16 protein-coding genes are annotated in these 15,460 nt (G+C 35.9%); 15 read left to right on the forward strand and 1 reads right to left on the reverse strand.

Going from position 1 to position 15,460, the window contains the following annotated elements:
• The first annotated feature begins 93 nt into the window (after positions 1-93).
• The 11 genes from opp4A to ACZ2V4_RS08430 all read left to right on the forward strand — a co-directional run bounded on the left by opp4A (position 94) and on the right by ACZ2V4_RS08430 (position 9,748).
• Positions 94-1,827: an oligopeptide ABC transporter substrate-binding protein gene (gene opp4A, locus ACZ2V4_RS08380; RefSeq protein ID WP_490514733.1), complete on the forward strand. Its 1,734-nt coding sequence runs from the start codon at positions 94-96 to the stop codon at positions 1,825-1,827.
• Between the two features lie 63 nt (positions 1,828-1,890).
• Positions 1,891-2,886 carry an ABC transporter ATP-binding protein gene (locus ACZ2V4_RS08385; protein WP_219494261.1) on the forward strand — a complete coding sequence of 332 codons (996 nt, stop codon included), beginning with the start codon at positions 1,891-1,893 and terminating at the stop codon, positions 2,884-2,886.
• Positions 2,886-3,890, forward strand: a complete 1,005-nt coding sequence (locus ACZ2V4_RS08390) for an ABC transporter ATP-binding protein (protein WP_219494263.1) — start codon at positions 2,886-2,888, stop codon at positions 3,888-3,890. Before ACZ2V4_RS08385 ends, ACZ2V4_RS08390 begins: the two co-directional genes overlap by 1 nt.
• Positions 3,871-4,836 (forward strand): oligopeptide ABC transporter permease, encoded by a 966-nt coding sequence (gene opp4B, locus ACZ2V4_RS08395; RefSeq protein WP_219494265.1) that lies wholly within the window; start codon positions 3,871-3,873, stop codon positions 4,834-4,836. The genes ACZ2V4_RS08390 and opp4B overlap by 20 nt, the downstream gene beginning before the upstream one ends.
• A 10-nt stretch (positions 4,837-4,846) precedes the next feature.
• Entirely contained in the window at positions 4,847-5,764 is a 918-nt protein-coding gene (gene opp4C / locus ACZ2V4_RS08400) for an oligopeptide ABC transporter permease (protein ID WP_413474309.1), read from the forward strand.
• Between the two features lie 10 nt (positions 5,765-5,774).
• The gene (locus ACZ2V4_RS08405; protein WP_157891043.1) at positions 5,775-5,918 is read left to right on the forward strand and encodes a hypothetical protein; all 144 of its coding nucleotides are present in this window, start codon (positions 5,775-5,777) and stop codon (positions 5,916-5,918) included.
• A gap of 10 nt (positions 5,919-5,928) precedes the next feature.
• On the forward strand, positions 5,929-6,201 hold the full coding sequence (locus ACZ2V4_RS08410; RefSeq protein WP_219494268.1) for a hypothetical protein: 273 nt from the start codon (positions 5,929-5,931) through the stop codon (positions 6,199-6,201).
• A gap of 52 nt (positions 6,202-6,253) precedes the next feature.
• Complete coding sequence (locus tag ACZ2V4_RS08415; RefSeq protein WP_219494270.1) at positions 6,254-6,505, forward strand: DUF2087 domain-containing protein; 252 nt, start codon at positions 6,254-6,256, stop codon at positions 6,503-6,505.
• A gap of 1 nt (position 6,506) precedes the next feature.
• Complete coding sequence (locus ACZ2V4_RS08420; RefSeq protein ID WP_219494272.1) at positions 6,507-8,072, forward strand: ATP-binding cassette domain-containing protein; 1,566 nt, start codon at positions 6,507-6,509, stop codon at positions 8,070-8,072.
• Between the two features lie 4 nt (positions 8,073-8,076).
• Positions 8,077-8,955, forward strand: coding sequence for an ABC transporter ATP-binding protein (locus ACZ2V4_RS08425; RefSeq protein WP_490514734.1), 879 nt, complete (start codon positions 8,077-8,079; stop codon positions 8,953-8,955).
• Positions 8,948-9,748, forward strand: coding sequence for an ABC transporter permease (locus ACZ2V4_RS08430; protein ID WP_219494816.1), 801 nt, complete (start codon positions 8,948-8,950; stop codon positions 9,746-9,748). The genes ACZ2V4_RS08425 and ACZ2V4_RS08430 overlap by 8 nt, the downstream gene beginning before the upstream one ends.
• A gap of 198 nt (positions 9,749-9,946) precedes the next feature.
• Here the strand turns inward: ACZ2V4_RS08430 and trpS are convergent, their stop codons facing one another.
• On the reverse strand, positions 9,947-10,939 hold the full coding sequence (trpS, locus tag ACZ2V4_RS08435) for a tryptophan--tRNA ligase (protein ID WP_420494293.1): 993 nt from the start codon (positions 10,937-10,939) through the stop codon (positions 9,947-9,949).
• Between the two features lie 420 nt (positions 10,940-11,359).
• Here trpS and spxA point away from each other — a divergent pair, with 420 nt between their 5' ends.
• The 4 genes from spxA to pepF all read left to right on the forward strand — a co-directional run bounded on the left by spxA (position 11,360) and on the right by pepF (position 15,450).
• Positions 11,360-11,755, forward strand: coding sequence for a transcriptional regulator SpxA (gene spxA, locus ACZ2V4_RS08440; RefSeq protein WP_219494276.1), 396 nt, complete (start codon positions 11,360-11,362; stop codon positions 11,753-11,755).
• 126 nt (positions 11,756-11,881) lie between these two features.
• Complete coding sequence (mecA, locus tag ACZ2V4_RS08445) at positions 11,882-12,544, forward strand: adaptor protein MecA (RefSeq protein ID WP_419895443.1); 663 nt, start codon at positions 11,882-11,884, stop codon at positions 12,542-12,544.
• A 66-nt stretch (positions 12,545-12,610) separates the two neighbouring features.
• Positions 12,611-13,606, forward strand: a complete 996-nt coding sequence (locus tag ACZ2V4_RS08450) for a competence protein CoiA (protein WP_490514735.1) — start codon at positions 12,611-12,613, stop codon at positions 13,604-13,606.
• 35 nt (positions 13,607-13,641) lie between these two features.
• A complete protein-coding gene (gene pepF / locus ACZ2V4_RS08455) occupies positions 13,642-15,450 on the forward strand; it encodes an oligoendopeptidase F (protein ID WP_219494281.1) in 1,809 nt (602 codons plus the stop codon).
• Positions 15,451-15,460: the final 10 nt, after the last annotated feature.

Below are 15,460 nucleotides of genomic sequence, written 5' to 3' on the forward strand. Positions count from 1 at the left end.
TCCATTATATGAATATAATATTTATTCATATAATGGAAAATCTAACACGATAAGTATAGATTCCAACTTTAATTCAAATATGGGGGGTATAACATGAAGAGAAAGTTTAAGTTTTTCAGTATTTTAATGCTTGCATTAGTTTTAGTACTTGCTGCATGTGGTGGCGGTAAGAAGAATGAAGACACAGGTAAGACAGGTGCAAAAAGTGGTAAAACAGAAAAAAGTGACGCTAAAGGCGGGACTTTAAATGTAGGGCTGAGTGCACCACCAGAAGGTAACTTCCAGTCTATCTTTGCAAAAAGTACGGGAGATTCAGAAGTTATTAGTTATTTCAATGATGGATTAGTAGATTATAACGATGAACTAGAAATGAAGCCTAAAATTCTTTCGTGGAAAGATAAAGGTGACGGTAAAACTTATGAATTCAAAGTTAAAAAAGGGATTAAATGGCAAGATGGTAATGAATTTACAATCAATGACTGGATCTTCACTTTAGAAACTTTAGCGGATAAAGATTACGATGGTCCTCGTTATACTGGTGTGGAAGATATTAAAGGTGCTAAAGAAAAGCACGATGGCAAAGCCGATACTGTATCAGGTATCAAGAAAATTGATGACTATACAGCAGAAGTCACTTTTGATAAGAAGAAAGTAAATAATTTATTAAATTTATGGACAGGCGCTCCAATCAGTGAGAAAGTCTTTAAAGATATTCCAGTAAAGGATATGGGGAAATCACCAGAAGTTCGTAAAAATCCAATCGGTATTGGACCTTTCAAAGTTAAAAAGATTGTTGACGGTGAGTCTGTTGAATTTGAAAAGTTCAAAGACTACTGGCAAGGTGAACCAAAAATCGATAAGGTTAACCTACGTGTAATTGAACAGACTTCATTAACCCAAGCATTAGAAAGTGGAGAAGTAGATATGGCTTCTGTTACTGCACCAATTGCTAAAGAGGTTAAAGAATCTGGAGATGAAAAACTTAAAGTTTTAGAATCACCTTCAACAAGCTACATGATTCTTGGATTTGTATTAAATGATTATGATAAAAAGACGATGAAAATCGGAAAAGAACGTCCGAAGTACCAAGATGTAAGATTACGTAAAGCGATGGCGCATGCAATTAATCGTGATGAATGGATTAAAGCATTCTTATATGGTTATGGAGAAAAAACGAATAGTTTAATTCCATCTAATCACTGGGTAGCAGCGGATAAAGATAAGTTAGAAGATTATAAATATGATACAAAAGAAGCAGAAAAATTACTGGATGAAGCAGGATATAAAGATAAAGATGGAGATGGCTTCCGTGAGGATCCTCAAGGTAAACCATTCGAAGTTAACTTGAAACATTATGCAGGTTCTAATCCGACATTCGAACCACGAACTGCAGCTTTAAAAGGTTACTGGGAAAAAGTTGGTTTAAAAACAAAAGTTCAAATGGTTGAATTTGGTAAGTTTGGTACAGATTTAGAGAATGCTGATAAAGACATGGAAGTGTATTTCAGAAGTTGGTCTCAAGGCGCTGATCCAGACCCATCAGGACTATATCGTTCAGATGCACTTTGGAATGAGTCTCGTTATAATAATCCAGAAGCTGATAAGTTATTAGATGATGCATTAGACTTTGACAAAGTTGGAACAGATAAAGAAAAACGTAAAGACTTATACGTGAAATGGCAACAATTAATGAACAAAGAATTACCAGTTATTCCTATGGCGGAATTAGTAGATACTACGGTAGTTAATGATCGAGTTAAAAACTTTGAAGTATCACTTAAAGGTACAAATCCATCTTATGAATGGGCTGTAGAAGACAAGAAATAATAAAAAAAACCTCGATCCTTATCGAGGTTTTTTTTAAGAAAGAAAGAATGAAGGTGGGAGAATATGAGTGATAGAAGAATTATAGAGGTTAATGATCTAGAGGTTGGATTCGATATCAAAGGTAAGTTCTACAATGCGGTCGATGGCGTATCATTTAGTATAGATCGTGGCGAAGTGATGGGCATCGTTGGTGAATCAGGATGTGGGAAATCTGTGCTTAGTATGTCACTTATGAAACTACTCCCTGAGAAAATTTCTAGAATATCTGGAGGAGAAGTTATATATAAGGGTGAGCATATTGAAAAGAAAACCGAAGAAGAAATCAACAAATTTCGTGGTAAAGAAATTTCGATGATCTTCCAGGAGCCGATGACTTCCTTAAATCCAGTTTTCACAATTGGAAATCAGCTGATTGAAATGATTCAATTACATTTAAAGTTAAATAAACAGCAAGCACGAGAACGTGCAATAGAATTATTAAGACAAGTTGGAATCCCTCGTGCCGACAAGATTGTTGATGAATACCCCCATCAGCTATCAGGTGGCATGCGTCAGCGTGTTATGATTGCGCTTGCTATATCATGTATGCCAAGCTTACTCATTGCTGATGAACCAACCACAGCTTTAGACGTAACTGTTCAAGCTCAAATTCTAGAATTACTGAAAGATGTTCAGACAAAGACGGATATGTCAATTATCTTTATTTCTCATGATTTAGGCGTAATTTCAGAAGTATGTGATACTGTTGCGGTGATGTATGCCGGACGTATAATTGAAAAGGCAACGGTTGCTGAAGTATTTAAGAACCCAAAGCATCCATATACTCAACTTCTACTTAAATCGATTCCGAAATTAGATGAAGAAGTAGAGCGTCTTGAAACGATTAAGGGCATCGTACCTTCCATCACGGAATTAAGATCTGAAGGATGTCGTTTTGCAGAGAGATGTCCATTTGCAATGGATCATTGTTATACAACTACACCAAGGGCGTCGGAGTTTGAAACAGGACATGTAGCATATTGTCATCTATATACTGACGCTAAGGAGGTTGTGAAGTAATGGAGAAAAAAACGATATTAGAAGTTAAAAATTTGAAACAGTATTATCCAATCAAAGGCGGTTTCTTTAAACGCACAGTAGGTCACGTAAAAGCTGTTGATGGTATATCTTTCAAGATATTTGAAGGAGAGACAATGGGTCTTGTCGGTGAGTCAGGTTGTGGTAAGTCAACAGCAGGTCGTACAATATTAAGGTTGCAAGATGCAACAGATGGGACAATCGACTTTCTCGGACAAGATATTACACAGCTCAAAGGTAAAGAATTAAGAGAAGCGCGAAAAGGATTTCAGATGGTCTTTCAGGATCCCTATGCATCACTAAATCCTATGCAGATGGTTGGAGATATTGTTGGTGAACCTATTAGAAATTATTACGGAAAAAAGATGGATGAAATTGAGGATGAGGTTAAGGATCTGCTCAATCGTGTAGGTTTAAATGAAGATGCTTATTACCGCTATGCTCATGAATTTTCTGGTGGACAGCGTCAAAGGATAGGAATTGCACGTGCACTTGCATTAAAACCTAAACTCATCATAGCAGATGAACCTGTTAGTGCCTTGGACGTATCCGTACAATCACAAGTATTAAATATTATGGATGATTTACAGAAAGAGTTTAATCTAAGCTATTTATTTATTGCTCATGACTTAAGTGTAGTGAAACACGTTAGTGATTATATTGGTGTTATGTATCTTGGGCACCTTGTAGAACAAGGGCCAGCAGATGAAGTATACAATAATCCACAGCATCCGTATACGAAAGCACTCATTTCAGCAATACCGGAGATCGATCCTGAAAAGCGTAAAGAGCGTATTATATTAAAAGGTGATCTCCCTTCACCTGCTGATCCACCATCGGGATGTCCGTTCCACACAAGATGTCCTGTAGCAAAAGCAGAGTGTAAGACGATTAAGCCGAGAAGTGTTCAATTAAGTGAAAGACATTATGCTTCTTGCATCTTACTAGAGGAAGGGAGTGCTATAGATGGTTCAGTTAATCATTAAGCGTCTACTATTAATGATTCCGTTATTATTTTTAACATCAATTGTTATATTTGGAATTTCAAAGCTTCAACCAGGAGATGCATTTACTGGGATGGGTGATCCTAAAAATGCTAAATCTGAATACATCGAAGCACAGCGTGAAAAGCTTGGGCTAAATGATCCGATTCATGTACAATACATGAAATGGGGTAAGAACGTAATTAAGGGAGACTTAGGTGATTCTATTCGTTATAAGCGACCAGTTATTGATTTAATAAAAGAAAGAATGCCGAATACAATACTGTTAGGTGTGGTTACTTTAATTATTACATATCTTGCAGCATTTCCATTAGGTATCATTTCTGGACGTAAGCCTTATACGTTTATAGATTATGCGGTTCAATTCTTTAATTATCTCATGCTTGCTGTACCATCATTTGTAGCTGGTGTGTTTGCAATTTATATCTTTGCATTCAAATTAGGGTGGTTCCCATTTTCAGGATCGGTAGCAATCGGGCTTGAAGATGGTTCATTACAATATTATTTAAGTAAGCTATACCATGCAATACTACCAGGAACAATATTGGGGATTCTGTCTACAGCAAGCTATGTTCAGTTTCTACGTAATGATATCATTGAAAATTCACGTAAGGATTATACAAGAACAGCACGTGCAAAAGGATTATCTAAGTCAAAGATTTATAATAAACATATCTTAAGAAACTCGATAATTCCAATCGTTACTTTCTTTGGAGCGGATGTATTGTCAATCTTTGGTGGGGCAGTTATCACTGAAACAATCTTCTCTTATCCGGGTATCGGAAAATTACTCGTAGATTCAATCAGTGGTAAAGATTATCCTCTGATGATGGCGTTATTACTATTCTTCTCTTTCTTAGGGTTACTTGCGAACTTAATCTCAGATATCGCATACAGCATTGTTGACCCAAGGATTAAGAGTAACTAGGAGGATGACTATGAATACAGTAAAAACTGAAACAGTAAACGTAAAACCTAAAAAAGTAGCCAAGTCACCTCTGCAAATTGCACGTGCAAAATTTATGAAAAATAAACTTGCGATGGGCGCATTGATAACTTTATTGACAATCTTTATTATTTCATTGTTATCGCCCCTTATCGCCCCATATGATCCGAATCTTCAGAACTTAGTACTTATTAAAGGTGATATGAGTCCGGAGCACTGGTTAGGAACAGATGCCGGTGGACGTGATATATTAAGCCGATTATTATACTCAGGACGCGTGTCATTAATCTTTGGACTTGTAACAACAGTAGGGTTACTCCTTATTGGTATATTGATTGGAATGATCTCGGGATACTACGGTGGATGGGTAGATACGATACTCATGCGTTTCACTGAGTTCGTAATGTTATTCCCGTTCCTACCATTCGCTATCGTATTAAACGCAACATTCAGCGATAAGATTAAAAACCCATACGGTTCAGCAATGATCTTAGCAGCAGTATTAATCGCGCTGTCGTGGGTCGGAATTGCAAGGCTCGTACGTGGTAAAGTGATGCAGGAGAAAGAAAATGAATATTTTTTAGCCGCAAAATCAATCGGAACACCAACATATAAGATTTTATTCAAACACCTATTCCCGAACATCTTAAGCGTTATTATCGTACAGGCAACATTATTATTCGCAGTACAGATTGTAGCAGAAGCAGGATTGAGTTTCTTAGGATTCGGTATCGATAAAGCTACACCGACATGGGGGAATATGTTATCTGACGCGCAAGAAGGGGATATCCTGCGCGGGAAACCATGGATCTGGATGCCACCAGCGATTGCGATTACAGTAACAATCCTTTGTATTAACTTCATCGGTGAAGGTATTAAAGATGCAATGAACCCTAAATCAAATCGATAGAGGTGATAATATGACAGAACATCACGATGACAGAGAAATTCGTTATGATGAAGACGAACTGATTACAGAGCAGGAAGTGTCTGAAGAAGAAATCACAGAACGAAAGATCGAAATTGAAGAAGAAATCATTGAACATGATCGTAAGTTGATTTAGGAGTGAGGATATGAAAGTAGATATTACTGGAAATCATGACATTATTTCAAATCCATTACTTGTGCCGTCTGTTATTCAGATAATTGCACTTAAAAATGCATTAGTTACAGGTATAGGACTATTACAAAATCATGAAAAACAAGATGATAGAATTTCAATAGATTTACATCATGATGGAGAAGTTGAAGAGACCACTCTATTGGAATTTAAAACTCAACTTGAGCAGATGCTCATAAGTTATTTCAAGTTTGCAAAATTTGAAGTAATAGTTGAAGTACTTTGAAAATAAGCGACTGATAACATAATCAGTCGCTTATTTTTATAAGGAGATTTATATGGAAGATTTAAGGTTAAGATTTTTCAAAAATAATAAACTGGTACAAATTCCAAAGAAAGAAAAAGATAAAATATTATTGTTCGATTGGTTTGTCACTCTGTTTAATCATACTAAAACGTATTCAGAAAAAGAAATCAATGAAATAATCAAAGCATACTACGATGATTATGCAATAATCAGAAGGTACATGGTAGATTACGGATATTTGAAACGAACAGATGATGGGAAGTGCTATGAAAGGGTGAAGTGAGGTGGACGGTCTTTTTAAAGAAAATAAGAAGCTTTTAATCATTACTTTTATTTTTACTTTAATAACTGCACTGCTGACAGTATCTGTACCATTACTGCTTACAACTGTATTTGGTGAGAATTATAATATCAATAAAAGCACGCTTTGGTTAGTCATCATTTTCATGTTCATAACATACGTCATTCAAATTGTCATGGTGTATATTAGAGAGCATTTTGCCTATTCGTTTAATGTAAGCCATACGCATAAATTGTATCGACTGATGCATAAAATGAACTATGATGATCTACTTCAAAAAGAACCGACATATCTTATTGACCGATTTGCTATGATTGTAAACAGTTTCTATATGTTTATCGCAAATAGCATTACCAGTTTAATGAGCAATATTATTATTTTGCTTGTATGCCTTGCGATTGTACTGAAAATTAATTTATGGCTTGCAGTCATATTGTTTATACTGATTCCTATCAACTACTTTGGATATAAACTGATCAATAAAAAATTGATGGAAAAAAGTAAGGTTATGCAGCAGCAGACATCTACAGGGTATAAAGAAATCATTGGTGTATTTAATAATGTTGATATGATTAAACAAGCGACATATGAACGTATAGAAAATTTAATCAGACCTTCTGTTCATCGTATATTTCATTCGATGAAAGAAGTAAATAAATTCGCGCAAAGCACGAGTTTAATGATTAAGTTATTAAACAGCTTTATTCAGAATATGATGTATTTTGTACTCGCTTATTTTATCTATACAGGACAGACTGAAGTAAGTGCGCTTGTTATTGTGAGTATCGTATTACCGATATACTTTGTATCATTACAAGCATTTACAAGTATCAACTTAGAATATCGTGATATGCAGGTGTCCAATGAATTTATTACAGATGAAATTTTGCCTGTAGTTGAAAAAGAAGGACATAAAAGCATTGATGGAATTGATAAAATAACAATTAAAGATGCAACTGTTAAAATTGGCGATCGTATCTTTCAATACCATGTGGACGAGACATTTAACAAAGGTGATATCGTCTTTGTTACAGGCACGTCAGGAAGTGGGAAGAGTACATTGATGAAGAGCTTATTAAAGTATAGAACAAGTTCAGGCGTAATGATTAATGAACAAAGTGTCAATGAACTTAATAATCAAAATTTACGTGAACATATTTATTATCTTTCTCAGGATAGTTCCATATTACCGATATCAATCAAGCATAATATCGCATTCGGGAAAGATGAAAGTGCGATTGACTGGGATATGATGAGCGGTCTGGATGTATTACAGTCAGTATTAACACATCATAATTTAGATGAAGTTATCTATGAAAAAGGTACGAACTTCTCAGGTGGAGAAAAGCAGCGTATTATGATTTCACGACTATTCCATGAACAGGTAGACTGTGTCATTTTAGATGAGGTGACAAGTAACATTGATAAAGCCTCACAGCAGATGATTCTGGAATCAGTGTTAAAGTATTGTAATGACAAAATTGTATTTATAATCTCTCATGATCCGGAGGTCGAACGATTTACAAATAGAACGTTAAAGGTGGGGTGACGAAGTGCTTGCACTGGAAGTTCAAAATTTAAGTAAAGTATTTAAAAATAAGAATAATGTTGTAAATGCGGTAGATAATGTGTCTTTTAGTATTCAAAAAGGAAAGATAACTTGTCTGCTCGGTGAAAATGGTGCTGGGAAGTCTACATTAATTAAATGCCTTGTAGATTTGATTATTCCGGATAGGGGAACGATTCATTACCATATTGGTAATAATCCATTATCTCAGATAGGATGTATTCTAGAAGGAGAACGAAACGTTTATTATTATTTAACGGTGTACGATAATTTGTTCTATTTTGGCAAGTTAAATAAATTAAGACGTAATCAATTGAATCATCGAATTGATGAAGTGCTTGAGGTATTAGATTTATCGCATAAGAAATTTACTTATGTAGCAGAATTATCGAGAGGGATGCAACAAAAAGTTGCGTTAGCAATAGTTATGATTCGCGATCCTGAGCTCCTTATACTTGATGAACCTACACTTGGCTTAGATGTGCAATCTACAAATAGTTTGATGGAATACTTATTGAAGTTAACGAATGCAGGAAAGACCATCATCTTAACGACACATCAAATGGACGTTGCCGAACAGCTCGCTGATCAAATCATCTTATATAAGGATGGTCGTATTATAAAAGACATATCTAAACAGGAATTATTTGCTTCATTTCAAAATGAATCTTATGTAAATATCGTTACTGATAAGAAAGTAACAGGATATATAAGCGAAGATATGATCTATCGAATAGATATGAATATATTATCGAAATTTATACAGAAAGCAAATGAACAAAATATTCAAATCAAAGAAATCACGACCGAGAGACAAGATTTGAAATCGATATTTGTACAAGTGATAGGTGAGTATGATGATTGATATACTATATGCAGAATTTATCAAGTTTAAAGGAATGTTCAAGCGATATTATGTGGATTCTATTGCTGAAATTATTTCATATTTGATATTATTTTCTGGTCTTACTTATGCAGTAGTGACAAGGGATAGTGGGAATAGCAATATTGTTGCACAGTTATTGATAGGAATATTTGTATGGTATATCGGTATCAATGCAATCGCAATATTTACTTTTATATTACAAGAGGAGATGCAGCTGGGAACTCTTGAACAAATTTTTCTGACCAAGACAAATTTAAATTTAATGCTGCTTGGTCGAGCAATTGCAACGTTTATTTTTGATGCAATTGGAGGCATAATACTGTCATCGGGAACATTATTGTTTATCTTTATCTTCTCACCTGATTTAGTTAAAGGACACTTTAATCTTATACCGTTACTCAATCCATTAATGATACTTATATTAATATTGACGATGTTAGGAATATATGGGTTTTCATTTTTGTTAGCTGGTCTATCCATTATTTTTAAAAGAATATCTGCGATTACTGTTATTTTGAATTATATATTTTTATTTTTTACGGGTGTATTAGTTAGTGGCAATAATTTACCGTTCGTATTAGATATTTTTTCAAAATGTTTACCGATAACATGGGGTATTATTAATATCAATGCTATATTTGATGGAACTGTTTCAATAGGTGAGATAATAATGCTCATTATTAATTCGTTTGTATATTTTGTAATTGGTGTGATAGTGTTTAATCGTTTGTCATATTATGCAAGAAAGAAAGGATCACTCAATCAATATTGAGATGCACGTATGCATGATGGATGGTGCTTAATGGTAAGATTCTGCATTTACTAGAGTATGTTTGATCACAACTACTCGGAAACGCCCAAATACTCATCTGTTTGTGCACAAAATGCCCAAACACTAACCTATATGGGCACAACACTATGAAAACGCCTGAACCATCACTGGTTCAGGCGTTCTTAATTGAACTTTAACTTACCTTCTCTTTCTTCCGAGTCCCATTGCGTTTTCCATTTTCTTTAACATCTTGAATGATTTCTTACGTGCTTTCTCAGCACCTTCGTCTAATATTCTGTCTAATTCCTCAGAGTTCATATAATACTCATATTTCTCCTGGAATGGCGTAATAAATTCAACCATGACGTCAGCAAGATCGGATTTAAAGTCGCCATATCCTTTGCCTTCATACATTGCTTCAAGTTCGGCGATTGTCTTACCGGTAAATATTGAATAGATGCTGAGTAGATTCGAGATACCTGGCTTATTTTCCTTATCATATTTCACAATTCCGTCAGAGTCTGTTACTGCTGATTTAATTTTCTTAGCGACAGTGTTTGGCGGGTCTAGTAATGAGATGAATCCTTTCGTGTTGCTGTCAGATTTACTCATTTTCTTCGTCGGTTCCTGTAAGCTCATAATTCTGCCACCGACTTTAGGCATGCGTATCTCAGGGATTGTGAAGATGTTGTTGTAACGTGCGTTGAAGCGTTCTGCTAAGTCGCGTGTTAATTCCAGATGTTGCTTCTGATCTTCACCAACGGGTACGATGTTCGTTCCATATAAAAGAATGTCTGCCGCCATTAGTGGTGGATATGTGAGTAATCCTGCAGGTATGCCTTCTTTACGGTCTTTCGCTTTATCTTTGTATTGTGTCATACGTTCTAATTCGCCGATTGATGAGATAGTAGTCAGCATCCATCCAGCCTGAGCATGTGCCGGGACTTCTGACTGAATGAAGAGTGTCACTTTTTCTGGGTCAAGTCCACTTGCTAGGTAAAGAGCTGCGAGTGAGCGGATGTTCTTGCGTAGTGCCGCTTTGTCCTGTGGTACTGTGATAGCATGCTGATCAACGATGCAGAAATAGCAGTCGTACTCATCCTGTATCTCTGTAAATTGCTTCAATGCGCCGATATAGTTACCAATTGTCGGAACCCCGCTCGGCTGTATACCTGAGAATAATGTTTCCATTTGATTAACTCCTTTGATTAAGTTTCTTCTATATTATTATTCATTGTACTATAAAATATACATTATCGAAATATGACGATTGTGAAACTTTATGAAAACGTATTGTTATTATTGTTTGATGGGTGTATAGTGTAAGAGTAAATATTAAAAGTTTTATTTAGATTCTTGCTTAAGATATAAATAAGGCAAAAATGTGAATTATCTGAAAGTAATATAAAATCTTTTTAAAATATTAGAGAATTCTCATTTAATTTTAATGTTTACGTATTATAATGACATTATCAGGTTAGGAAAGACAAATAGTTTAAAGATTTGTCAAATCATATGTTTAACGTCCCGGTATTCGGGTATATAGGTAGAGTACACACCTCGTATGAAAGAACTAACCGATAAATCTAAACAATTAGGAGAGTGAGATGTATGGTAACATTATTTACTTCACCAAGTTGCACATCTTGCCGTAAAGCGAAAGCATGGTTACAAGAACATGACATTCCGTATACGGAGCGTAATATTTTTTCAGAAAACTTATCAATTGATGAGATTAAAGCGATTTTAAGAATGACAGAAGATGGTACAGATGAAATTATCTCTACACGTTCTAAGACATTCCAGAAATTAAATGTAGATATCGATTCATTACCATTACAAGATTTATACGATATTATTCAGAAGAATCCTGGATTACTTCGTCGTCCGATTATTTTAGATGAGAAACGTCTTCAAGTTGGATACAACGAAGATGAAATCAGAAGATTCTTGCCACGTAAGGTTCGTACATTCCAATTATTAGAAGCGCAACGTATGGTAGAATAATATTGATATAAAAAGAGGTGCCTGCATTTTGCAGGTACCTCTTTTTATAAACAGTTTTATTGTAGGAAATCTTTTCTTCGTGTACAATGATATTACCATTCATACATAGGATTGGAGGAATGACTCATGAGAATAGAGCGAGTGAATGAATCAACTTTAAAATTTTATTTGACATATACTGATATTGAAGCGCGTGGTTTCAAGCGTGATGATCTGTGGACGAGCCGCAAGAAAGGTGAGGAATTCTTCTGGTCTGTGATGGAAGAGGTTAATGAGGAAGAGGATTTCTTTTTCGATGGTCCGTTATGGATACAAGTCCATGCCTTTGATAAAGGAATTGAGGTTGTTGTAACAAAATCTAAGAATGATGATCTGCAGTTACCAGAAGATGACAGTGACTTAAATATAGATGAGAAAGTGAATGATTTTATTAATAACTCAATGCACAGCGATTCTGAACTACGTGATTTACTCATGCGTGCGTCAGAAGAATCGACAGAACAGTTCTTTATTGTACACTTTGATGATCTGGAAGATTTGATTCAATTTAGTTATCATAATTATGAAGATGTAGACATTGAAGACTTATTGTATATGTATGAAGGTAAGTATTATTACTATGTAGAGTTCGATGACCATATGTCAGAAGATGCGATTCATAGTTATATTGCACATATACTGGAATATGCGGATGAGACACAAATCTCTCACGAACAGCTGGATGAATACGGTAAGATTGTGATGAGTCACAATGTAAAGCGTCAAGTAAAGCAGTATTTTAAACAGTAATCTTTACAAAATCTTATAGAATCAAAACAGCACTTTCTGATATATATCATCAGGAGGTGCTGTTTTTTGATTCAGGCGATGAATAGCAATGGAGAATTAGTACAAGCACAGTTTGCAGCGCGTAATCAACATTATTATTGCCCGGTATGCCACCAGAAGGTTGTGCTGAGAAGAGGAGAGATGAAGATTTCTCATTTCTCGCATATTTCAACACATGATTGTTTCAGTAACGTCTACCGTAAAGAGTCGCTCAGTCATCTGCAAGGGAAGTATATGCTTTATCGCATGTTCGGGGCACATCAAGCATCTCTTGAATACTTTATCAGTGAGATTGAGCAGATTCCTGATATTCTGCTGAACGAAGGGGTTGCATTAGAACTTCAGCTATCAGTAATTCCTGCACGAATAGTTGCAAGCAGGACAGCAGGCTATCAATCGCTCGGCATGAAAGTGTGCTGGATTACCGATTATCGTTCGCTTAAGATAGAGGAAGATATACTCATATTGAATTATTTTCAGCAGTCATTGATCTATTATCCGTCACATACTTTGTTTGTACTGGACATTGCAGATGAGACACTTTATGCACTGAAGATTCAGCAAGTAGTGGGACGTTTTAAATATAAGGTGCAGCGGTTTACAGTACAATCAAAGGAAGAGCTCTTCCATCATATGATACACTCACTACTGAAATCGGCACATAAGGTGATGAACGATAGAGACGTGCAGCAGTATATTAGAAACTGCGTTGCGAGACGCTCTGTATTAGAACCGACATTAAGTGCACTCTATCAGCTGAATATTCACAAGGACAGTATACCTTTACACTATCGTATCATTCTGCCTGAGCAGATACTTTTGAATGCGCATCCAATCTATTGGCAGCTGGAACTGGAACGCATGGTTCATCATGATGCGTTTACATTAGAGGCATTCAGTACGGTATTGAATATTCATCCTGCTGCACAGTGTTATGGTCATGAACTTTCTTTATGCACACACATTTTACAAGAATATTATCGGATATCGAAGCAAATACGTGCAATTTCCGCGAAAAAATGAGAAAATTAAGATAAATTTATTTTAGGAGGCTATTTATGTCAGAACTGATTACTAGAGATGAACAGAAACTAGAGAATACATGGGACTTAACTACAATCTTTGAAAGTGATGACGCATGGGAAAGTGCATTCAAGAAGCTTGAAGGATATCTCGGCCGAGAAGAAGAAATAAAAGGGAAAATCGGTGATAGTGCAGAAAACTTATTAGAAGCATTGCTATTAGATGCTGAAATCGATGAACAGCTCGGAAAAGTTTATGTATATGCACACTTAAAGCATGATCAGGATACTTCAAATGCGAAGTATACAGCATTTGAACAGCGTGCTGCAAATTTAGCGAGCCAGTTCAGTGCACGCTGGAGCTTTATGCTGCCTGAATTGATGTCGATTGACGAAGCGACTTTAAAATCTTATGTCGCTGAGCTGGATGGCTTACAGCGCTTTAAGTTTGATTTAGAGCGCATCAATAAGAAGCGTCCACACGTGTTAAGTGAAAGTGAAGAGAAGATTCTTGCAGAAGCGTCTGAGGCATTATCTGCGTCGACAAACACATTCGGTATGTTTAACAATGCTGACTTGAAGTTTGATAACGTCAAAGATAAAGAGGGGAACAGCTTACCATTATCTCACGGCAACTATATTACCTATCTAGAATCAGATGACCGTGTGTTAAGAGAGAATGCATATAAAGAAGTGTATTCAAAGTATGGACAGTTCAACAATACGTTAGCACAGACATTAGCAGGTAAAGTGAAGGCGAGTGTATTTTCAAGCAAAGTTCGAAACTACGAAAGTGCACGTGCACAGGCCCTGTCTAACAATGATATTCCAGAATCGGTTTATGATAATTTAGTGCAGACAGTGAATGATAACTTGCACTTATTACATCGCTATACGAAGCTGCGTAAGGAATTACTTGGATTAGATGAAATGCATATGTATGATATGTACACGCCAGTAATTCAGGATGAGAAATTCGAAGTGACATATGAAGAAGCGAAAGCGTGGATGCTGAAAAGTTTAGAACCGATGGGATCAGAGTATACAGATGTCATCAAAGAAGGTTTAACGAATCGCTGGGTGGATGTTTATGAGAATAAGGGCAAGAGAAGCGGAGCATACTCTTCAGGTACGTTCGGTACTAATCCATTCATCTTAATGAACTGGACAGATAGTGTGAACAACACATTCACCTTGACGCATGAATTCGGACATAGTGCACATAGTTATTTCTCAAGAAATAATCAGCCGTCAAATATGTCAGGCTATTCTATCTTCGTAGCAGAAGTTGCCTCAACTTGTAATGAAGCATTACTTGCTGATTATATGTATAAACATCTAGATGATGATAAGAAGAAGCTCTATTTACTGAACTATCAGTTAGACGGATTCCGCGGTACAGTGTTCAGACAGACGATGTTTGCAGAGTTTGAATATTTAATTCATACACTTGCTGAACAGAATGAGCCGTTGACAGCAGAGCGACTAAACGCAGAGTATCGCAAGTTAAACGAGAAGTATTACGGGGACGCTGTAATTACAGATGACTATATTCAATATGAATGGAGCAGAATTCCACACTTCTATTACAATTACTATGTGTATCAATATGCAACTGGATATAGTGCAGCATACGCATTAAGTAAGAAGATTTTAGAAGAGGGGCAACCAGCAGTTGAAAAGTATATCAATGAATTCCTGAAAGCCGGAAGTTCTGATTATCCGATCGAAGTGCTGAAGAAAGCAGGTGTCGATATGAACGAAAAAACACCAATTGAAAATGCATGTAAAGTATTTGAAGAACGTCTGGATGCATTCGAAGCATTAATTAAATCAAGGTCGTAACACTCGCGAA

Source organism: Macrococcus sp. CoH-51_TC_04 (assembly GCF_058188655.1).